Origin of the sequence: Mariniphaga sediminis, assembly GCF_003573545.1 — a bacterium.
GTDB classification, from domain to species: domain Bacteria; phylum Bacteroidota; class Bacteroidia; order Bacteroidales; family Prolixibacteraceae; genus Mariniphaga; species Mariniphaga sediminis.
Genome location: NZ_QWET01000006.1, coordinates 49,680 through 71,321, shown reverse-complemented (window position 1 = coordinate 71,321; position 21,642 = coordinate 49,680). Strand labels below are relative to the sequence as shown.

General features: G+C 43.9%; 14 protein-coding genes and 1 riboswitch. Of the genes, 9 read left to right on the top strand and 5 right to left on the bottom strand.

Going from position 1 to position 21,642, the window contains the following annotated elements:
- Positions 1–63: 63 nt before the first annotated feature.
- The 4 genes from D1164_RS09365 to D1164_RS09350 form a co-directional block, all read right to left on the bottom strand.
- A complete protein-coding gene (locus tag D1164_RS09365) occupies positions 64–1,002 on the bottom strand; it encodes a ketopantoate reductase family protein (protein WP_119349711.1) in 939 nt (312 codons plus the stop codon).
- A gap of 148 nt (positions 1,003–1,150) precedes the next feature.
- The gene (locus D1164_RS09360; protein ID WP_119349710.1) at positions 1,151–2,401 is read right to left on the bottom strand and encodes an MFS transporter; all 1,251 of its coding nucleotides are present in this window, start codon (positions 2,399–2,401) and stop codon (positions 1,151–1,153) included.
- Positions 2,398–2,964: an NADPH-dependent FMN reductase gene (locus D1164_RS09355; RefSeq protein WP_119349709.1), complete on the bottom strand. Its 567-nt coding sequence runs from the start codon at positions 2,962–2,964 to the stop codon at positions 2,398–2,400. Before D1164_RS09355 ends, D1164_RS09360 begins: the two co-directional genes overlap by 4 nt.
- Before the next feature lie 197 nt (positions 2,965–3,161).
- Entirely contained in the window at positions 3,162–4,127 is a 966-nt protein-coding gene (locus D1164_RS09350; protein ID WP_119349708.1) for a LuxR C-terminal-related transcriptional regulator, read from the bottom strand.
- 407 nt (positions 4,128–4,534) lie between these two features.
- Here D1164_RS09350 and secA point away from each other — a divergent pair, with 407 nt between their 5' ends.
- Both secA and lgt read left to right on the top strand, forming a co-directional pair.
- Positions 4,535–7,855, top strand: coding sequence for a preprotein translocase subunit SecA (secA, locus tag D1164_RS09345; protein ID WP_119349707.1), 3,321 nt, complete (start codon positions 4,535–4,537; stop codon positions 7,853–7,855).
- A gap of 57 nt (positions 7,856–7,912) precedes the next feature.
- Positions 7,913–8,731 (top strand): prolipoprotein diacylglyceryl transferase, encoded by an 819-nt coding sequence (lgt, locus tag D1164_RS09340; RefSeq protein ID WP_241558273.1) that lies wholly within the window; start codon positions 7,913–7,915, stop codon positions 8,729–8,731.
- A 94-nt stretch (positions 8,732–8,825) separates the two neighbouring features.
- On the opposite strand, the gene D1164_RS09335 is transcribed toward lgt, so the two are convergent.
- Entirely contained in the window at positions 8,826–11,159 is a 2,334-nt protein-coding gene (locus tag D1164_RS09335) for a TonB-dependent receptor (protein ID WP_119349706.1), read from the bottom strand.
- 78 nt (positions 11,160–11,237) lie between these two features.
- Positions 11,238–11,418: riboswitch (cobalamin riboswitch) on the top strand.
- A gap of 72 nt (positions 11,419–11,490) precedes the next feature.
- On the opposite strand from D1164_RS09335, the gene D1164_RS09330 reads away from it, so the two are divergent.
- From D1164_RS09330 to D1164_RS09300, 7 genes are all read left to right on the top strand, one after another.
- Positions 11,491–13,854 (top strand): T9SS type A sorting domain-containing protein, encoded by a 2,364-nt coding sequence (locus tag D1164_RS09330; RefSeq protein ID WP_119349705.1) that lies wholly within the window; start codon positions 11,491–11,493, stop codon positions 13,852–13,854.
- A gap of 5 nt (positions 13,855–13,859) precedes the next feature.
- Positions 13,860–15,815, top strand: coding sequence for a TonB-dependent receptor plug domain-containing protein (locus D1164_RS09325; protein WP_172594399.1), 1,956 nt, complete (start codon positions 13,860–13,862; stop codon positions 15,813–15,815).
- Positions 15,812–16,852 (top strand): DUF5074 domain-containing protein, encoded by a 1,041-nt coding sequence (locus tag D1164_RS09320; RefSeq protein WP_119349703.1) that lies wholly within the window; start codon positions 15,812–15,814, stop codon positions 16,850–16,852. The genes D1164_RS09325 and D1164_RS09320 overlap by 4 nt, the downstream gene beginning before the upstream one ends.
- 297 nt (positions 16,853–17,149) lie before the next feature.
- Entirely contained in the window at positions 17,150–18,100 is a 951-nt protein-coding gene (locus tag D1164_RS09315; RefSeq protein WP_119349702.1) for a type VI secretion system baseplate subunit TssG, read from the top strand.
- A 45-nt stretch (positions 18,101–18,145) separates the two neighbouring features.
- Positions 18,146–19,282 carry a hypothetical protein gene (locus D1164_RS09310; RefSeq protein ID WP_119349701.1) on the top strand — a complete coding sequence of 379 codons (1,137 nt, stop codon included), beginning with the start codon at positions 18,146–18,148 and terminating at the stop codon, positions 19,280–19,282.
- Positions 19,283–19,302: 20 nt separating this feature from the next.
- Positions 19,303–19,731, top strand: coding sequence for a GPW/gp25 family protein (locus tag D1164_RS09305; protein WP_172594398.1), 429 nt, complete (start codon positions 19,303–19,305; stop codon positions 19,729–19,731).
- 49 nt (positions 19,732–19,780) lie between these two features.
- Positions 19,781–21,619 carry a type VI secretion system baseplate subunit TssF gene (locus D1164_RS09300; RefSeq protein WP_119349699.1) on the top strand — a complete coding sequence of 613 codons (1,839 nt, stop codon included), beginning with the start codon at positions 19,781–19,783 and terminating at the stop codon, positions 21,617–21,619.
- Positions 21,620–21,642 lie beyond the last annotated feature (23 nt).

Sequence of the window (21,642 nt, the reverse complement as noted above, 5' to 3'; positions counted from 1 at the left end):
TTGTATCGCGTGGTTTAGTAGCTAGCGCAGATATATTATCCGTGCTTTGTTTTATAAACCCTTTTACCTTTTTCCGCTGTTTTTCCGTGCTTTTTGTTCCATCGGTAAAATCGAGTTGTACACAAACCGGTTGATGGGAACATCCACTCCGTATTTTTCCCCGAGTTTTACCACGGTTCCGTTCTGGTAGTCTATCTCCGACGGTTTTCCTTCCCATACATCCCGGGTTAGTGATGAGGTAGAATCGTAAGGCAGGCTATCTATTATAGAGATTGTTTTTTCAACAAAATCAGCCTCCATCGCAATTCCAATATGTTGTGAGAGGGTGTAAATTTCAGTGAACAAATCAATCATCATCTCCCGGGTTTCTTTTAGCTCCCGGAGCTCCCCATAGGTGGTTCGGGTAACAGCCAATAGTCCGCTCACACAAATCATCAGAAATTTTTTCCACAGTTCCGATTCGATATCCATGGTAACCAGCGCATGGATTCCTGCTTTGTCAAAAGCAGCTTTAAGGGTTTGCAGTCGTTCCGAATCGGTATTATCCAATTCCCCGAAAACAATGGTAGGGGTGGTTACTCCAAAATGATTTATGACGCCGGGCGATTCTATTTTGCTGATAATACGGCACAAGCCGCCAACAAGGTGCTTCCGGTCAATGGTTTCCTCCAGTTCACCGGAGGCCAGCACTCCGTTTTGCAAGGGAAGGATGACGGTGTTTTTATGCATGATGTGTTTTAACTCATCTCTTGTTTCTTTTATTTGCCACGCTTTAACACTCAGAATTATCAAATCTGCCTGTCCGGCTTCCCTGATTTTATCCGTGGCTTTTATATCATCAACATGAAAATCCCCGAGGATACTTTTTACGGTAAGTCCGTTATTTTTTAATGCGTTCAGGTGTTTTCCCCTGGCAATAAAACAAACATCGAATCCGGCTTTTGCCAGTTTCCCGCCAAAATAGCCTCCAACACCACCTGTACCTACAATTGTAATCTTCATTTTTTGTTATTTGTGTTTACTTTTTTAACGCCCAAATGTACAGATACTCTTTGATATAGTTTAACCTGTTACAGGCATTGTATTTTAAGCTTTTAATTTTCAGCGTTTAAAAGAATGTAAATCATGTTCCGTTTAATTATTCCCGGTGCTACCCTGAAATTTTTCGGGATCTTGTTTTAACCGAAACCGTTTCTACAATCGGCTCTTTTTTTACTTGCATGATACTATCGAGAATCTGTTTTTTCCATATCACAAATGCGAGCGCAAGGTTTAGCATCAGAATACCTGCTATTCCAAAGAGGTTTACAAGTCCAAACTGATCCACTATGGGCTGGCCTGCGAAGGGTGAAACAAACTGTCCGAGAAATACAGCTGTTGTGAAGCCACCTATCGCCCGGCCGCGGACCGAAGGGGAAACTTCGGTGGTAAGCCAAACGTTCATGTTTGGAAACATGAGCCCCATTCCCAAACCGCTGACTGCAAGCCCGGCAAGCACTACAGGATAGCTGCTGCTCAGAGCGATTGTCAGGTAACCGGTGCCCATCAATCCGAAGATTAACCCGAGGATGGGGAGATATCCCAACCGGCTTCTGATTTTTCCGTAGCTAAAGGAGGTTATGGCGCCGCAAAAAGTGGCCAGCGCAATGGCCATGCCGCTTAAAGTGGGGCCTGCATTTGCCAGTTTCTCCAGATAGTAGGGGATATGAAGGGGAATAAAATAAAAAACAACCATTGCACTAAAAACTATGGCATAAATAAAAATCAGCAGCCGGGAAGAATCTGCTGCGGTTTTTCCGTTATTCCCGGTTTTTATTGTTTCTGTTATTCCTGGTATTTTCTTCGGGCCGGAAAGAGCGGACAAAGCAAGTGGTACCATCAGAAGGGCTGAAAGGTAAATGGCAAACGGCCAGCTCCAGCCCCGTTCGGCCAGTGCACCGCCTGCGGTAAGAAAAACGACTCCTCCGAAGTTCATAAATGCAGCCTGCCAGCCCATAAACCGGGAACGGGCCGGTCCGTCGTAATAATCGGCAATGAGGGTGGTAGCGCTGGTCATAATTCCGGCCACTGCCACTCCAAGCAGGGCGCGTCCGGCCAGAATAGCGCCCACTGATTCGAGGTAAAGGCCCGAACTGCCTGCAAGTCCGTATAAAATCATAGACGGGATTAGCAGGCGCAAACGGTTGCCGCGGTCTAACAGGTACCCAGCAACAGGCGATGCCATAACAATAAATAGTCCGGGCAGTGTAAGAATCAATCGAATCCAGAATCCAACATTTTCTATTTCAGAAAAATGTGACTGAAGGGATGGAAGTGTGGGGGCAATTGTTGTCCCTGCCATTACGGTTAAGCTGCTGATGAGCAACAGTGTTGTTCTTGTGTAAAAGCGGTTTGGGTTCATACGACTACCTCCTTTTGTTTTTTTAGACAAAATGCACTGGCAAACCACAGCAGTTCATCCAAAAATTTATTAGTACTTCTAACGATTCGCTGCTCTTTCGGTTCACCGTATGCATCAAAAGCAGTATGAACTTCTGAAATAAGCAGTTTGTTGGGCATGGGGAAAGCGCCCAGGCTTAAGATTACATGTTGCAACTGTGTGGAGGCATTGATGCCTGCCATTCGACCTGATGAGGAGGCTACCACGCCCACTGGTTTTTTTTGGAATTCTGCCCAGTAATGATCCAGTGCATTTTTTAATACACCCGAAAAACTTCCCTGGTATTCCGGTGTTACAAAAATCAGGGAATTACCTTCTTCTATGCGTGTTCCAATGTGCGCGATGGCCCTTTTTGCTTCAGGTGTTTCGGCTTCTTCGGTGCCGGCTATCGGCAACGGGGTTTTCGCGAGATCGATCAGGTCGGTCTCAATGCCCAGAGCCTGAAGCCTTCTTTCCAGGTAATGAGCCGCTTTGTGTGACTGCCTTCCTTTTCTTACTGTTCCTAAAAGAATAACTGTTTTCATAGCTTTCTGTTTTATTTCTTTATGATTGCAAAGATGAAAAGGAAAAAGCCCTGAAAAAACGGTCGAAAGGCCAGAATTTTACCTGTACGATAGGACAGGTGTCGTTTTCTGAAATATAAAAATGGCACGTGTTTTCCGCTTTCCTCAGGCTTTATGAAGAAGAAAATGAAACCAACAGAACCGAAAGCAGTGGATTGTTAAACCCCCAGCAATCCCCTTTGGGTTGCTGTTTCAACTGCTTCTGTACGGGTGTGGGCAAGCAGTTTCGACAAAATAGATGAAATATGAAATTTGACCGTACGTTCCGAAATAAAAAGTTGTTCGGCTATTTGTTTATTGGTATATCCTTTTTTGACCAGTGTGAGCGCTTCCAGCTCACGGGCTGTTAAAGGGGAGGTAGGATAATGCAAATTGTTTTCTGCATTCTGATCAACTGCCTGTTCCTGTGTTTCTCCCTGTATGAAAAAAAGTTGCCGGTAAAGCTCTTCTGCTTCCCGGATCGTTTCACTCAGGCGGTCCGACACTAGTATACTGTCTCCTCTTATTGCAAACGATTGGATTTTTTTTAGTTTGGCAACCAGTTCTTCCATTCCCGGTTCCAGTACCCGGTTCAATACATCAAGCACCAACATTTCGCTCGTTGTGCTTTTCCTAACTTGTAAATCCTGTGCCCGGGTTCGCCGGATGGCGATACTCAGCAGTTCGCTGATGGTATTTAAAATGGAAAGAGCCTTTTCATCCAGTTGTTGTGTCTCTTTGCTCACCAGGTTAATTAGCCCTACTTTCCGGCCATCGATGGTAATAGGAATGGTGGCATGAAATTTTAGTCCACGTGTGCCGGAAGAGATATTCTGCAAACGGGTACATGTAATTTCACTGATGTTCCGCGCTTTCGAAATGCCATTTGCCAGGTACCGGTCGATGCAGAAACAGCGTCCCGAAAGCCGTTCGGGGTATCGGCTAAGCGCCGGAGGCAGGTTATAGGAAGCGGCGAGGTAAACCGATTTGGTGTCTTCCTGTACCAGCCAAATCCAACCCGTTTCCAGGCGGAGTAATTCAACCGTTTTCTCCAGTGCTTTTCGCAATGCCGAGTGCAGGGAAAACTCCTTGTTCAGGTAGCGGGCAATTTCGTATAAATGCGAGAAATATTCTTTGTCGTTCATCTTATTTTTTTTATTCCCTGGTTCATTTTTGTGCTAGAACAGCTGGTTGACCGGTGTTCCCTATAATTATTTATGTTGGATATGTTTGTACATTCTTTTAGTGCTTTGCTCCGCTTCATTTTCCCGGTTCAGCTTTCTTTTGTATAAAATATTTAGAAACCTGGTATTCATTGTAATGTAGAATACAACTCAACGATGGTTTTTGTTGAAGGTTCAGAAAAAAACAATATGAATGCAGTCGGATTTATATGGAGGGAAACACATTCATTTTTGAATAAATGCTCTAACATCCCGATGTCATTTTTACATCTTTTTTCATGAAAAGTATTTCATTCCGTTTTTTTACCCTGTTCATTTAACTAAATTTGCACAGACATTATTAAAATAGAAATTAACAGCATTATAATATGGCATTTGTGACCAAGATGCTCGGGAAAATACTCGGGAATAAATCAGAACGGGATATTAAGGAAATATCGCCGATTGTGGAACAAATTAAACAGGAATACCAGCGTTTGGTTTCCCTCTCAAACGATGAACTAAGAAATGAGGCTGACAAACTGAGGGAGATTATAAAGGAAAGAATTAAGCCGGAAGAGGATGAAATACGGACGCTGAAAGAGCAGGCAGAAGAGGCCGAAATTGAGGAGGGCCAAAAGATTTATGAGCGGATTGACAAGTTGGAAGAGACGATAAATGAGAAAATAGAGGTTGTGCTGAACGAGATTCTACCCACTGCATTTGCCGTGGTAAAAGATACCGCCCGCCGCTTTTTTGAGAATGAAATAGTGGAGGTTACTGCCCGTGAATACGACAAAGACCTGGCTTCTTCCCGCGGAAGTATTTCGGTAAACGGAGACAAGGCGTTGTGGAAAAATCGCTGGGTGGCCGGCGGTACAGAAATTCTTTGGGAAATGGTTCATTACGATGTACAGCTCATTGGCGGTATCGTTTTGCACCAGGGGAAAATTGCCGAGATGGCCACGGGGGAAGGAAAAACGCTTGCAGCTACCTTGCCTGTATTTTTGAATGCCCTGGCCGGACGGGGAGTGCATGTGGTTACTGTCAACGATTACCTTTCCAAAAGGGATGCTGAATGGATGGGGCCTGTTTTCGAATTTCACGGACTAACAGTTGACTGTATTGATAAACACCAGCCCAACTCTGAATCGCGCCGAAAAGCATACAATGCGGATATTACGTATGGAACCAACAATGAATTTGGGTTCGACTACCTCCGCGACAATATGTCAATCAACCCGGAAGATTTGGTACAGCGCAAACACCACTACGCCATTGTGGACGAAGTGGACTCCGTATTGATTGACGATGCACGTACCCCGCTTATTATTTCAGGGCCGGTGCCTAAAGGAGAAGATCAGCAGTTTGAGGAACTGAAAGGGTATGTGGAAAAAATATATAAAGCCCAGCGTGATTTGGTCAATCATATTTTTATTGATGCCAAGCGGTTGCTGACTAAAGAAGACGCTACCGACAAGGAAAAAAAGGAAGGAGGATTATTATTGCTGCGCGCCCACAAAGGGTTGCCCAAAAACAAATCGATAATTAAATTCCTCAGTGAAGAAGGCATGAGGGCTGTCCTGACAAAAACCGAAAATTTTTATATGCAGGACAACAATAAAAACATGCATATTGTTACCGACCCTCTCTTTTTTATTATTGAAGAGAAACTCAATTCTGTAGAGCTTACTGACAAAGGAATTGATTTGATTTCAGAGGGTATGGCCGATTCGGAATTTTTTGTTATGCCCGACATGGGTGCTGAAATGGCTGAATTGGAGAATGCCGGCCATTCGCACGACACGCTTTTGGAGAAGAAGGACAAGCTGATGCAGGATTATGCCGTGAAGTCGGAAAGGGTGCATACCATCAACCAGTTGCTGAAAGCCTACACCATGTTTGAAAAAGATGTGGAATATGTGGTTATCGACAACAAGGTGAAGATTGTGGACGAACAAACCGGCCGTATTATGGAGGGACGCCGGTATTCCGACGGACTGCACCAGGCCATTGAGGCTAAAGAGCGGGTAAAAGTGGAAGCGGCAACGCAAACCTTTGCTACTATTACCCTACAAAATTACTTCCGGATGTACCACAAGCTGGCAGGAATGACCGGTACGGCCGAAACAGAAGCCGGAGAATTGTGGGATATTTATAAATTGGAGGTTGTTGTAATTCCTACCAACCGGCCTATAGTGCGCGACGACAGAGAAGACCTGGTGTACAAAACCAAACGTGAAAAATACAATTCGGTTATCGATGAAATTGTGGAATTGAACAAGGTCGGACGCCCGGTATTGGTCGGGACAACTTCGGTTGAAATTTCGGAATTGCTTAGCCGGATGTTAAAAATCAGGGGAATTAAGCACAATGTACTGAATGCCAAACTGCATGCCCGCGAGGCGGAGATTGTTGCCGAAGCAGGACGTTCAGGAGCGGTTACCATTGCCACCAACATGGCCGGCCGTGGAACCGACATTAAATTGTCTCCTGAAGTGAAAAAAGCCGGTGGATTGGCTATTGTGGGTACCGAACGGCATGATTCGAGACGGGTTGACCGCCAGTTGCGCGGTCGTGCCGGACGACAGGGAGACCCGGGTTCCTCGCAGTTTTACGTTTCCCTTGAAGACGATTTGATGCGTTTGTTTGGTTCCGATCGAATTTCCGGTGTAATGGATCGCCTTGGATTGAAAGAAGGTGAGGTGATTCAGCACTCTATGATTTCCAAGTCCATTGAACGGGCGCAAAAGAAAGTGGAAGAGAACAACTTCGGCATTCGTAAACGGTTGCTGGAATACGACGATGTAATGAACTCGCAACGCGAAGTCATCTATAAAAAACGGAAGCATGCGTTGTTCGGCGAACGTCTGGAGGTAGATATGCTGAACATGATGTACGACGCAGTGGAAGAGCTGGTGGAGGGATATTACGGTTCCGATCAGTTTGAAGATTTTAACATGGAATTGCTGCGGTTGCTTTCCATTGAGTCTCCTGTTTCAGAAGAAGAATTTAAACAACTCTCGGCACAAGAGACTACCGACCGTATTTATGAAAAGATGATTGAAGGTTATAAGCGGAAGGTGGATATTATATCCAAACAGGCTTTCCCGGTCATCAAAAATGTGTATGAAACCAAATCGGAGGTTTATAAAAATATTGTTGTTCCCATTACCGACGGTAAACGGGTTTTCCAGATTGTCTGTAACCTTGAAAAGGCGTACCTGAATAAAGGAAAAGAGCTTGTTAAGTCTTACCAGAAGCAGATTGTGCTGAATACCATCGACGAGTCATGGAAAGAGCAGTTACGCGAGATGGACGATTTGAAGCAGTCGGTACAAAATGCAACCTATGAGCAGAAAGATCCATTGCTGATTTATAAGTTCGAATCATTCAACCTTTTCAAAATGATGGTCAGCAAGGTAAACAAAGATGTGGTTTCTACCCTGATGAAAGGGCATATACCCATTCAAAGTTCTGACCAGGTGCGGCAGGCAGAAGAACGAAGACGGACAGATATGAGCCGCTATAAAACGCAAAAATCAGATCTGCCCGGAGTGGAGAATCCTATGGAAGGAGCCAATGTGCAAACCGGAGAGCGCTCAAGGCCACAGCCCGTTCGCGTGGAGAAAAAGGTGGGCCGTAACGACCCGTGCCCCTGCGGAAGCGGAAAGAAATACAAACAATGCCATGGCAGGGGAGGGGCATAGTTTCTGCCCCCGGTTTTTATCCAAAATGATGTAATATCCATACAAAATAAATACGAAATGATGCACCTTTTGAATTTTATCCACTGGAATGCCAATCCTGAAATATTTAACCTGGGGCCGCTTTCAGTTCGCTGGTACGGACTCCTTTTCGCTTCCGGTTTTTTAATTGGTTACTACATTGGCGAACGGATGTTAAAGTCGGAAAATGTTCCGCAAAAGTGGATTGATTCCCTCTTCTTTTACATCATTATCGCAACCATTGTTGGCGCCCGTCTGGGGCATGTCTTTTTTTACGGTTGGGATTATTACTCGCAGCACCCCGAAGAAATCATTATGGTTTGGCACGGCGGACTGGCCAGCCACGGAGGGGCCATTGGAATTATTCTGGCTTTGCTGATCCATGCAAAGGTAATTACCAAACGTAATGTGTTGTGGACTATCGACCGTATCGTTGTTCCTACTGCTTTGGTTGGGGCATTTATCCGGACAGGGAACTTAATGAACTCCGAAATTTACGGCATTGAAACCAGCCTACCGTGGGGATTTATTTTTGAACGCAACGGCGAAACTGTGGCAAAACATCCAACCCAGATTTATGAAGCTTTGGCTTACTTTATTTCTTTTGGAGTATTAATCTTTATGTACTGGCGTACCCGCTCCAAAAACAAAGAAGGGTTGCTTACCGGGGCATTTTTTGTATTGATATTTTCTGCCCGTTTTTTTATTGAATTTATAAAAGAGGATCAGGAAACTTTTGAAGCTGGCATGGCGCTGAACATGGGGCAGTGGCTCAGTTTACCTTTTGTTTTGGTTGGAATATTTTTGATTGTTCGGGCGTTGAAATTGCCGGAGAAAGTATATAAAAAGAGGAAATAGGTTGTTATTCAACAGGATATAAAAAAAAGTGATAGTATGATTGTTAGTCATGCTATCACTTTTTTTATGAGCGAATTTCAGTTTGTTCTACCCGTCAGTTAAATATTCTTAGTCCGATAAAAAATGTTCTGGGTCTGGCCGGCCCGTACACATAACCGCTGTCGCGGTTTTTTCCGCTGTCGAAATCGTCCTGGTATTGATTCAGCATATTGTTGATACCGCCAAATAATTCGATGGAGGAATCCAGCCGTTGCAGTTCGAAAGTGTACGCAAGTTTCAGGTTTGTTTCCAAAAACTCAGGAGATTGAAATAAAATATCCTGTTCCGGCGTGCCGGGATCTTCCGCTGCTCCATAATGAGGCACAAGCATTGAGCCGGTATAAATACCTGAAAGGGTTGTACTGAAACGGTCTCCGGGTGTCCAGGTAAATGTATAGTAACCGTAAGATTCGGGTGTGCGAAGATAATCTTTGGTGCCCGGCAGTTCTTCTGACCAGGCCACCGGATTTTCATAGATGCTTTTTTGCAATGTAACGCCGGTTTCTACCTGCAGCTTTCTGTTGTAATTTAAACGTGCTTCGAGCGTTGCGCCATAGACATTGCTTGCCCCACCGTTTCTTTTTTCAAGAATAGAGTTTCCCTTTTCTGTAGTTCCTATTTCTTCCTGAATGAATGCATCTTTCAGCCTTGTATAAAATCCTTCGAGGGTGAACCCGTAAATGTGTTTTTCTGTTGGCCGGTCCCAGTTGAAAGAGGTACTCCAGCTTTGCGAACGTTCTTCTTTCAGGTCCTCGCTTAGTTGAATGGTTTGAATCCCTCCGCCTGCAAAGGCAATGTGCATATCGGCATCGAATGCCTGGGGCGCGCGGAAACCGGTGGACCATGATAAGCGAAACTGTCCGTTAAGTCCTGGTTTGAATAAAAACGAAATGCGGGGATTTACAATAAGGGCATCCACAAAATTGTGTTTGTCGGCCCGCACACCGGTAAGTAAAGTTACTTTTCGGGAAAGCATCCAGTCGCTTTGCACAAAGGCTCCCAGGTTTCTCGAGTTTTGATCAATTAAATATTCGTAACTTTCAATTTCATCAAAAACATCGTCTACCACATATTCGGCACCAAAAGTGAAAGTGTTGGTGCCGCGGATAAAGTCCTGTACAGTTTGATTTAATTGAGCTCCCATTTGAAGTGTGTAGTTTTTTGAATTCCCGTAGGGTGGGTCGTTGTTGTAATCCTGAAGGTCTGGCCCTTCGTCGGGTGCAATGCCCGTAAAATGTTTTCTTTTGGTGTATTGGCCTGCAGTGTATAGCGCCAGAGTTCTGTTTCCTTCTTCGCTGGTCAGTTCATAATCCACGCCTCCCATAAGCACATCGTGTGTGCGTTCTTCCGATTGCCGCGCAAGATAAGCAGGGCCGTCAGTCATTTCACCGCCATAGCGGTATTCGTGCATACTTGATAAATTGGCTTCAAGCTTCTGCTTTTCATCCAGTCTGAAAAAAGAATTTAATCCGAAAGAGTTATTGGTCAGGGAAGGCAATTCTGAAAAACGGTCTCCGTTGTGATCATACGCATCACGCTGGCGGTGTGAAGTGTAAAGCGCCACGCCTGCATTTCGTTTCTGCGAAAGGGCAGTAAGGGTTCCGTTCAGGTTGAAATCGGTCGAACCGTCGCCAATAACGGTATTGTTGGAAGTAATTTCAAATGAATTACGCTGGGGCATCCGTGTAATGATGTTTACGGTACCGCCAATAGCGCTGGAACCATACAAAGCAGAAGCCCCGCCGCGCACTACTTCAATGCGTTCCACCATCTCCGAAGGGAGTTGTTCCAGTCCGTAAAGTCCGGTCAGCGGACTGAAAACGGCCCGGCTGTTTACCAGTATCTGGCTGTAGGCGCCGCCCAAACCGTTCATTCGTAACTGGGAGTAGTTGCACGTTTGACAATCTACTTCCATGCGCAGCCCCGGCTGGAAATTCAGCGCTTCCGAAACAGTTTGTGCCGCTATGTTTTTGATGGTTCTGGAATCGACTACGTTCACAATTACTGCACTTTCGGTTTGCCGTTTAAACGTTTTTGTGCCGGTAATTACTACCTCGTCCACCTTCATTACCTCTTCCTCCAATTCGAATTTTATTTCAATGGTTTCTCCTGCCTTTAATGTTATCGGACGTTTTTCTGTTTTATACCCAATCATTTTGGCTACCAGTGTAAATTTGCCCTCCGGAAGGTCAATCATCATATAATGACCGGTGGCATCTGTTGTTGTTCCATAATTGGTATTTTCAAGATAAATATTGACAAACGGGATGTGTTCTCCATAGGCAACAACATGCCCGATAATTACTGCGTCTGTTTCCTGCTGAGCCTTGACTGTCAAAGAGTTTATAAAAATAGCAAGGGCAAATAAAGATATTTTAAGTTTTGTCATTTTCAAATTCTATTTTAAGTTAAAGTATCAACGTAATTATTTGGAAACATTCTAAATAGAATTTTGTTCCAGAATTATTATTTTTGTGGCGTGAATGGTAAATAATAAAAGGGAATCCGGTGAAATTCCGGAGCTGTACCCGCAGCTGTAATCCTTTCATGTTGGTAGCAAAAATGGCCACTGTCCGGATCTTTTTGGAACGGGAAGGCCGCCGCCAATTGGGGTAAGCCAGAAGACCTGCCATTTTCAAAAAAAGCTTTCGGGAATAAAAGCGACGGTTTAAATACCTGACTTTTTATTTCCCCGTGTTTTATGAATTTAACCAAGGGGAATGAAAAAAATTACAATTCTATCTGTTTTTATGGCGTCAGCCATGTGTGGCTTTTCGCAAAGTGCGGCTAAACGCCTTATTGAGTACCGGCCAGCGCCGGGACAGCACATGAACATGGAAAACATTGGTACGCCGCAGGCAGCCCAAAAAATGACCGGGGATACCACCAAAATGGTTTCGCTGGGAAGTTTTGGCGGGTACATTGTACTGGGTTTTGAAAAGGCCTGTGTTAATCACCCGGATAATCCGTACGGGATCGACTTTACTGTTTTCGGGAATGCCTTTGCCGGATCGTCAGAGCCCGGAGTGATTTGGGTGATGGCAGACGAAAACCAGAACGGGCAGCCTGATGAAACCTGGTACGAAATTGCCGGAAGTCATCATGCTCATCCGAAAACAAAGAAAAATTACGCAGTAACTTATTTTAAGACCGATACCCGGGATATTTTCTGGAAAGATAACCTGGGTGAAACCGGCTGGATTAGGGCCAACAGTTTTAATCTTCAGGAGTATTACCCCTTGGAGGAAAATTTTCCCGGCTATCCGCAGGAGTCAGTTACTTTTGAAGGGACTATGTTCCCAACCGAAATAGACAGCTCCAACCTCAATAGTTTAAAAATACTTCCTCCGGTATTTGGGTATGCCGATGCCTATCCGCGTAAACAAAACGTGGATGTGACATTACCCGATAATCCTTATACGATAGAAACAGAAGGGGCGGGCGGCGATCCTGTTGACATTTCCTGGGCCATAGACCCCCAGGGGAATTACGTGGATTTGGATTCCATTCATTTTGTGAAAATTGTTTCGGGGAATCTTGCAAGCATCGGATGGTTGGGGGAAGTTTCTACTGATGTGGCCTGGGTGCAAGCCGTTAAGCCACGTCCCGAAATTTCAGGAAAAGAAAACCGGCTGGTGGTTTACCGGCATCCGCTAAAAATGTTGAAGGGGGATTCGCTGAAACTGGAGGCCAGGTATTTTGAAAAAGGCAGAAATATCAATACGCCCGTTTCAGTAGTTTCGCAAAATGAAAATGTGATACGTATTGCCTCCACAGGGAAGCTGTTGGCACATGCATCTGGTGAGGCGGTATTGGAAATTTCGGCCGGGGAGGAAGTGGAATATACAACCCTGAAAGTGGTCATACCAGACTCTATCCGGTTACTGTCCGATTTTTCATCGGTGTACCCCGGAGATTCGATAGATTTGGATGTGCAGGTTTTTGATAATGAACAGGAAAAGATCAGTGTGCCGGTTCAGTTTTTATCTTCCAATACATTGGTTGGAAAAGTAATTGAAAAAGAAGGTACATTCATTTTTGTAGCTGTTCAGCCGGGAGAGACAATACTTACATGCTCGGCAGAGGGGTTTCCGCTTGAAAAGCAGGTGCGGGTGAATGTGTATTCAGCGGATGATAAAATCAGGGTGTATTTCACGCTGATGACGGAAGATGAAAACCTGTTGCCTTTTCAATGGATAGAAGTAGAAGCAGGCAATTTGAATGAGGCGGTGGAAAACCGGCAATCGGACTATTCCGGTTTAAACCAACCGACACTTTTTCATGCGCTGGCTTCCGGATTGGAGAAAGCAGAAGCAGCATTCCGCTTCAGGGACGATGACGCTGCCAGTGGGAAGCTTTATTTATATTCTGTAGAAAAAGGTGGCCTCTTCACTTACGGCTGGGGGGGTAAAATCGAACCTGCGGCATTTGCCCGCTCCTGGATTGCCCGTTGGAACAGCAAGCAGTTTCTGAATACTTTCGACCAAAAAGAAATCGCAGACGGCGACACCGTTGCATTATACCACGTACCCGGTATCTCCGAAGACTGGAATTACACACGGCTATTAAGCAGCAAAGATTCGGCGCTCACAGGTGAGGAGGTTGAAATAACCTTGGAACAAACATCGTGCAGCCTGGCAAATGATGTAATTTCTGAATCTGGTTTTGTCCCGGTTTCAAATGCAGAAGTTACGGCGGGTAGTACTTATTTCACGGATGAAACGGGGAAAGTGGCTTTTACGTTGGAAAATGAACCTCCGCTGATTGTTAGCTCGGGGAGTAACGCTGTTTTAATTTCCAAAAAGTTAACAACAGGCCTTGTCCCGATAGCCCGGAAAGTTTTTCGAGCCTATCCAAATCCGGTTGAGGATAACCTGTTTATTCAGGGTGGAAAAGGAGTTGAGACTGCTGGTAACCGCGGTACCAGTGCCCGTATTCTTGACCCTACGGGCCGTGTTCTTTTTGAAAAAGAGCTTGTTTCCGGTTTGGTGAAAATGGATCTTTCCTCACTTCCATCTGGCATGTATTACCTTGTAATCATTCAAAAAGGAGAGGCCGAAACACACAAAATCATCAAAAAATGAGGGGATTGAAAACATTATTGGTTTTGCTCCTTTCAGTGGTTTGTGTATTTGTAAACGGCCAAAACTTTACGGATACCGTCCGGATACAGGAGGTAAAAGTGTTGGCTAAAAAGAGGGTAGAAGAAGCAGGATTAAAAATTACCCGCACCGATTCGCTGCAAAGGGTTTCTTCGCTGACTACCGATCTTTCGGAACTGATTTCCGATTATTCACCGGTTTTTGTAAAGTCCTATGGAAGGGGCTCGGCAGCCACTGCCAGTTTTCGTGGAACAGCAGCCTCCCATACCCAGGTGCTGTGGAACGGCATGAACCTGAACTCGCCCATGCGCGGGTTTGCTGATTTGTCGCTGCTTCCGGTATTCTTTACCGATGAAATTTATCTGTTGCATGGCGGCAGTTCCCTTACGAAGGGAAGCGGGGCCCTGGGCGGCAGTATTCATTTAGGCAATAATCCTGACTGGCGTACCCGGTTGCATCTGGAGGGAATGGCCGAAACCGGCTCTTTCCATTCGCGAAAATCGTTTTTGAAACTGGGAATGGGCGGGAAACAATTCCAGTCTTCTACAAGAATATTTTATGAAGGCTCCGAAAACGATTTCCCGTTTTACAACTCGGGAGTTATCCCCAAAAGAAATGATACCCTGAAAAATGCTGATTACCGGAAAGCCGGTATTCTTCAGGAGTTTTATCTTCGGCATGCTGAAAATAAAGTGTCGGGGGTGCGGCTGTGGTACCAGGAGAGCAAGCGCAACCTGCCGCAGCTGATGTCTTACCAGGGAAGTGAACGTGAAGAGTACCAGGAGGATCGGCAATTCAGAGTGCAATACGACTGGAAAAAATACTCTGAAGGATTGAATTACCATTTTTTCTCCGGATTGAATACTACACGACTCGACTACTACCGGGCAACTCCGGAATTTCAGTTTGTAAATGCAGATTCCAAAAGTTCGGAAACAAGTTTTCTGAACCACCTGCGGATTTTCAGGAAGTTCAGCGACCAATACTTTGCAACGGTCAGTGTCGATGTTAATTACCATGAAGTGGAGGCCAAAGACAATGTGAGTAGCGGGGGATACAAGGAAAACCGGCTGGAAACCAGTCTATTGTTCAATTTGCACTTTAAACCATCGGAACGGCTGGCAGCTTTTGTGTTAATACGATCCGAAAATTATGACAAACATGTGGTACCGCTCATTCCTGCTGCCGGCGTTGAGTGGCAGGTTTTCAGAGAAGTGCCCGTTATTTTACGTTCGAATGTGGCCAGGAACTACCACAAGCCTACCCTCAATGATTTGTACTGGCTGCCCGGTGGTAACCCGGACCTTTTGCCCGAAGATGGTTATACGGGAGATGTTTCCCTGGCCGGCGATTTTCGGATAGGAAAAGTTGTCTTTACAAATGAACTGACCGGGTTTTTGTCGAAGGTGGAAAACTGGATTATCTGGCGCCCTGCTTCCAACGGAGCTTACTACTGGGAAGCAAACAATGTAAAAGACGTATTGTCGAAGGGAATCGAATACAGCTTTACCGCAGATCTGGAGTGGCGAAAATTCCGGTTTCGTTCCGGAGGGAATTATGCGTTTACCAGTACTGTTAACCTGAATGCCGAACGTTCGGCAGATGAATCGCGTGGCAAGCAGTTGATTTACATTCCGAAGCATAAAGGGGGAATCTATTTCAGCAGCACCTGGAAAAAATTTACCCTGAAATACGATTTGAATGGGATAGGGAAGCGGTTCACCAGATCGAGCAATCAGGAATCGGATTTTGAGCAGGTGCTGAATCCTTACTGGCTGAGCCGGCTAAGTTTTGGTAAACAGGTTTTGTGGAAGGATTTTTCGCTGAACCTGAAATGTGCCGTTGAAAACCTGTTTGATCTGAATTATCAGAGTATTTTGTGGCGCCCTATGCCTGGTCGCTTTTATACATTTTCTGTTGCATTCAAATACCGAAAAGAATGAAGCATTGGATAAAAATAGCTTTTTTGCTGACAGTAATCTGGTCATGCAGTGAGGAGCCGGTCGAAACTGTATTTTTTGATCTTGACACCGAATCCGGTGTTTTTATTGCCTGTGAGGGGAATTTTATGTACGGGAACGGTTCGCTTTCCTTTTATCATCCCGAAAGGAAAACTGTAACAAACCAGTTGTTTTATGCCCGGAATAACGCCCCCCTGGGCGATGTATTACAATCCTTGGCATTGCGCGACAACCAGTTGTTTTTAGTGGTCAACAACTCAGGTAAAATTTATGTGGTGGATGCCCGCACAGTTGAATTTAAGGGGGCAGTAGAAGGGCTAAATTCGCCACGTTATATTCACTTTATTTCGGATGAGAAAGCTTATATATCTGATTTGTATGCCGGGAATATTACCCTGTTTAATCCTTCAACCCTGGAAGTTACAGGTAGTATCGAACTGGAAGGACACTCCTCGGAACAGATGGTACAGGTTGGAAAATATCTTTTTGTATCATCATGGTCTTTTGACCAAAATATTTTGGTCATCGATACCGAAACCGATCAGATGATAACCAAAATCAGGGTTCCGCTCCAACCACGAGATTTGGAAGTGGATAAGAACGGTAAAATCTGGGTACTCTCTGACGGAGGTTACGAAGGTTCTCCGGCAGGAAATGACCTTCCGGCGCTGAGCCGTCTCGACCCACTAACTTTTACAGTAGAGCAGATTTATCGTTTTGAAACCGGTGCGCTTCCCTCAGACCTTGAAATAGACGGAACAGGCGATACTCTTTTTTACATAAACAAAGGAATTTGTAAAATGCCCGTGAACAGCAGACAGCTGCCTGATTCCGTATTCATTCCGGCAGGGAAAAAGCTTTTTTATAGTTTTGGTATTAACCCGGTGAACGGTGAAATATATGTTTCCGATGCCATCGACTACACCCAGGATGCCATTGTTTACCGTTACTCTCCGGGAGGGGCTGTCATTGATTCGTTTAAAGCAGGGATAAACCCTTCCGATTTTATGTTTCGATGAAATAGCCTCAAATACAGCATACTCACTTAGTAAAATCAATGTAATTTTTGTGAAGGTTTTCCGGATAATGGTCGGAATTCCCTTGAAAAGCAGGCAATAATAAGCAGCGAAATTTCTTTTTTATTATTCCCTATTTTTTTTTAAATTGTTGAACAAAATGAACATCCTGCTTCAGAAGGGTCAACAGGCATATTAATTTTTGTATTTCCCGCTTGATAAAGGATGTATTGGCGCTTAAATCCTTTGTATTAAAGAAGGTCTTTTTTGAAACAAAAGATATATTATACAACTAGTTAAGTGAACTTAAAAGAGAAATCGGAATATATTAACACCTTGCTTTTTGATTTGAGGGCAGAATATGTTATTTCTTGCCTGCTAGGAGAAGACAATATTTCTCAAAAGGATGTATTGGCGGTATTCGACGGGCCTTTTAAACGGAAGTGGTCTTTTGATATTGACCGAAGTGAGGTGGAGGATTTCGAAAACGGCGACGAGTCGCTGAGTGTTCATTTAAACAGAGCCGGAATATACGATGGCCTTCCCGAGGCTCTTTTCCATAGTTTCTCCGATAACAAAAATGCTTCGGGGGATGATATGGCAAAAGAGTCGATGAAAATTAAAGGGGAGGAGAAATCCATTCGTAAATTTTTCAGACCATTCGAACATGAGATTTTTTTTCAGAATGTGAATGTGGTAGAGAAAGAAACAGAGGTACTCCGGCGACTGTATTCCGATTTTTTGAATGGGCTAATTCCGGGGTTTTGGAAAATCGACAGGAAAATTCCTCCGTTGTACGCCTCGAGATTAATAAAGCTTTTGCCTTATGCCCATCAGATTGCCGGGAATTACAATATCACTGCCCGTTGCCTTGAAAGCATTCTGGGAGAAGATGTAAGTATTGAACTTGACCCCTGGGAACCGGAAGAGCTCAACGGTTCGGAAGTTGAGGATAAACCCCGGGGGGGCGCCTTAGGCTGGTCAAAGCTGGGAAAAGATATGGTTATCGGTAAAAAGGCTTCGGGATTTATAGGCAGACTGGTGGTGAAGGTGGGGCCGCTGAAAAATACCCATGTCAGGGACTTTTTTGAAAACCGGGCGGCTGACAGGCTGTTGAATTGTTTCTACGGTTATTTTATGCCGGTAGAACTTGATGTTGAGACCCAGTTGGTATCGGACAAGAAGCAAAAGACTTTTGTTTTAGATCCGGAAACCAAAAATTCGCTTTTGGGTTACAGCACAGTCCTGTAGTGGCTTTTTGAGATGAAAATAAATAACTAAATCATACATAAAATTATGTCGCCAAAATTGAAGTACCTAAGTGTCAACTGGGAAAACGGAATGAACATCAGTAAAGAGCATTTTATTCAGCAGGAAAATGCATTTACTGACAGGTTAAATGATGTTTTGGGATTGTTTTTGAACAGTAAAAATTACGGATTACTCCCTGTGGGCGCTGAATCGGAAGGGGCAGAAAAAACAGTGATTAAAATTGACAACCAAAAGTTTCTTAAGGTAAAAATTTTTCAATGCCGTGCAGTTTGCCAGGGGGGCACGCGAATTGAAATTTTGGAAGAACATCAGTTGCCTGAACTGGAGGTGGACATTTCCAAGGAGTTGGAATTGGCAGCCAAAGAAGAAGGGGATGATTATTTTATTCTACTGTCGGTTGATCCCTTTAACCGCCAGCCATTTGGAGACCTGGATGCCCGGGAGGATCCACCCCGGTATCCTTTTGCCGTTCCGTCCTATAAAGTAAGTATTATGTCGGAAAAACAGCTGGCAAAAGAGGGAGTTCACCCAGCTTCATTTTTTATCGGGAAGTTAAAAATAGAAAACGGGACTCCCGAAATTTATGACGACTATATTCCCCCCTGCATGACGGTAAAGAGCCATCAGGAACTGGCACGTTTTTATGAATCAGCCGGGAAGTTTTTTAGTCAGCTCGAACTCGATCTGCTAAGTATTATCCGGAAGGTAAATGAAAAAAAGCAGGATACCAGCCTGGCCAGGTCGGTGCTGTCTCTTTCAGAAAACCTGCTCCGATATGTAACAGAGAATCATTTGCGTTTGCAATGGGAGATTTCTGATTTGCCGCCAATTTATCTGTTCATGTATATTGCCAACGCCGCCAGGGTGATTAGAAATACCATTGATTCAAATGCCGCAGCAAGCAAAGAAGAACTGCTAAACTATTTTACCAACTGGTCGGAACTGAAACAGGGCGATTTTGAAAAATTGCTGGTGTATTGTATCAACTTTGAATACCGGCATTTTGATCTCCTTTTTAGCGTGGAACAATTCACTGAGTTTATCCAGATTATTGCTCTTCTGTTCGATAAGCTGGAGTCGTTGGCTTACATTGGCAAAAAGAAGGAAACCAACATTTTTGTAAAAGAACAGAAGCCGAAACGGAGCTTTTTAGCAGATTAAACTAACTTAAAAAAATGATCGTGCCTGATTATCTTGACATACCGGTTGCAATAAGCAAAATTATCAGTCAAAAAGAAGTTCGCCGGATCGACCTGAAAAAATCGATCCATAACATGATCCATTTAATTACGGCTACCTCATACAGGGAAGTCAGGCACGACCCGTTTTTTGGTACAGAAATCTCTGATTACGATTTCGAGAATATTTACAACACCCATTATTTAAAAGATGAACTGAAAAAATCTATTCTTGATTCTATTCGTAACAATGAGAAGAGGTTAATAAATGTGTCTATTGAATTGCAAATTGAGCAGGTTGAAATAAGTACAAAAGTTCATAATAAAAGAATAAAGACACAAATAAAGATGATAATAAACGGGGTCATTGATAAAACGAATGAACCATTTCAGCATTTCGAAACATTTTTCATTGGCCCGCTTTCCTATTAAGTGTAAATGCTTGTTTGAGATTTTCATCAAAATAAAATAGTCAGAAAAGATGCCGGTTGATACCATTGATTCCATAAAAAGAAGAATGATTAGAAATGCCTCAAAAATTTGGGGCTATCCCGATGTACAGGATATTAATTCATTTGATCCGGTACTGGGGTTAATATTAGGGGCACTTGCGGAAGAACTATACAATACATCGCGTGAGATAGAAAGGGCAGATGCCCGGGTTGTGGACAAATTACTTGAGGTACTTTTCAGGCAGAATATGTTTACCCATTTTCCTGCCCATGCCATCGCTTATGCAAAACCATTGCAAGCCCGCGTAACGATAAATGATTATTATCAGTTTAGTTTTTCCAGGGAGTTGCCCGGGAAGGAAGGTGCCACAAAAAAAGATATCTGGTTTACTCCGGCAAAACGCACTACGCTTTTTAACGGCGAAATTAAATATCTGTTTGCCGGAAAACATTTATATGGAGTGGATGGCCGTTTTAAGGAAATACTGGCCGAAACGTCCCGAAAAAGCACTGCCGGGAATTCCACATTGTATCTGGGAATTAAAATGGATCCGCTGATTGAAATTTTAGATGGGCTGACGCTGTTTTTCACGTTCAAAAATCTTGTGCTGGAGGAGCGTTTTTATCATTCACTGCAAAATGCAACATGGAAAATAAATGGGAAAGAGGTGCTATTCCAAAACGGAACAGGAACAGAACCGGATTCTGAAAACTCACTTACCCGCCTGCTGGAGAAGGAGAATAATATTTCATTTAAAGCCACCGGATTTATTAATGCTTTTTACGAAAAGAATTTTATGACTCTGTCAGACGGTGACTATTTGTTAAAGGATTTTGCCGGATTGGAGGGTACATCGAATTTGCTTGGGGAATATTTCTCTGAGGAAAAGCCGGATGTTTTCAGCGAAGATATTCTTTGGGTTGAGATTGATATGGCGCAGGCTGCTTCGGATGAGGAAATAGATGATTTGGTGGTTTCTTTGAATTGCTTTCCGTTGGTAAACAGGGAGTTGAATGAATATACCCATTCCATTGTGAAAGGAACCAATGTGATTCCGTTGCTGACCGACGATTTATTTTTTGACGTAGCCAGAGTTTCAGATAGCAGGGATCTGGTTTATTCGCCGCGCAGTTCGATGGATGGTGCAGAGGGTGAAAATACATACCTGGTCAGACAGGGAGGAATTGCACGCTTTGATTCACGTGATGCCAGGGAAACTATCGCGCATCTTATTGATTTGGTCAGAGACGAAGCGGCAGCTTTTTCTGTGAAAGGAGCCGATTTGATTTCGTTTGAGCTCAAACAGCTCGACCAGATTATATCACGGTTACAACAACGCATTGATACATCGGGTGTAGCCAATGATTTGAATTCATATCTTATTATGGAGTCAAATTCTGATTATGATAAAATCAATGTACAGTTTTGGTCCGTGGCCGGAGAACAGGCAAATAATATTCGTCCGGGGTCACGTCTTTCTGTTTTAAGGGGAGTTGATTTGGACGATAAAAGCCTGGAACTTTTTACCCATTCAGTTGGAGGAAGGCAAAAACTGACAAAAGAAGAAAAGTTGAATACCTTAAGACGGTCTTTGTTGTCAAAAGGGAGGATTGTTACCGCTGAGGATATAAAAGCCCTCTGCTATGAATTATTTGGCAACAATGTAAAGTCGGTAGAGATAAAAAAGGGGGTGGAACTGGGACACTCGCCCGGAAAGGGTATGGTTCGTACACTGGATATTCACCTCTTGTTTAAAGAAAAGAACAGTTTAACAAGCGATGAACTATGGCATAAAACAGAAACATTGAAGGTCAGGTTAAAACAGGATTCGATCAATCTGTTGCCGTACCGGGTTTTTACAACATAATGTTTTGCGGAAATGATTTAGAT